The following is an 860-nucleotide window of genomic DNA, read 5'->3' as shown; positions in this document are numbered from 1 at the left end:
GAGTTATAGTCAAATCTGGTGGATGGCAGTCAGGCGGCAGTCCTGTCTGACTGATCGGTTACCTGCTCCCCATCCTGGAACCGGACGTTGTTCACGACCAGCTCCAGCTTTCTAAACCCCTTGATGCGCTTCCAGCGCTTCTCGGCGCTCTGGAGCAGCTTGAAGACCATCGCCAGGGTCGTCGCTCGGGAGCCGCAGTTCCGGCTGCGCTTGGTCCGCAGGCGGACCGTGGCGAAGGTCGACTCGATCGGGTTGGTGGTGCGGATATGCACCCAATGCTCTGCCGGGTAGTCGTAGAACGCCAGCAGCTCGTTCCGATCCTTGGCCAGGCACTCCATCGCCTTGGGGTACTTGGCCTCGAAGCGCTTCAGCGTGCGATCAAAGGCCTTGTGCGCCTCGTCGCGGGTCTCAGCCATCCAGATGTCATGGAGGTCGGCCTTGACCTTGGGCTGCACCGACTTCGGCAGCTTGTTCAGCACGTTAGCAGTTTTGTGGACCCAGCAGCGCTGGTGGTCGGTCGCCGGATAGATCTTGCTCAGCGCCGCCCAGAACCCCATGGCACCGTCGCCCACCGCCAGCTTGGGGGCTTGAGTCAGACCGCGCTCTCGCAGCCCCGTCAGCAGCGTTTCCCAGCTGTCTGCCGACTCACGGAAGCCGTCCTCGACGGCCACCAGCTCCTTGCGGCCCTGCTCCGTGACACCGATGATCACCAGCAGACACAGGCGGTCATCCATGCGCACGTTGCTGTACACGCCGTCGGCCCACCAGTAGACGTAGCGACGGTCTGACAGGTCACGCTGCCGCCACTCGGTATGCTCGTCTTCCCACTGCTTCTTGAGCCGAGACACCGTGTTGGCCGA

The 860-nt window shown here is 62.9% G+C and carries 1 protein-coding gene; it reads right to left on the bottom strand.

The genetic code is table 11. From position 1 onward, the window contains the following. Positions 1-29: 29 nt before the first annotated feature. Positions 30-860: IS256 family transposase (locus CCD76_RS19400; RefSeq protein ID WP_087721118.1), on the bottom strand; the 831-nt coding region annotated here is incomplete at its 5' end.

Origin of the sequence: Salinicola salarius (genome assembly GCF_002179555.1) — a bacterium.
GTDB lineage: Bacteria > Pseudomonadota > Gammaproteobacteria > Pseudomonadales > Halomonadaceae > Salinicola > Salinicola salarius_A.
Note: the sequence above shows the minus strand (reverse complement) of the source record. Positions and strands in the feature narration are given on the sequence as shown.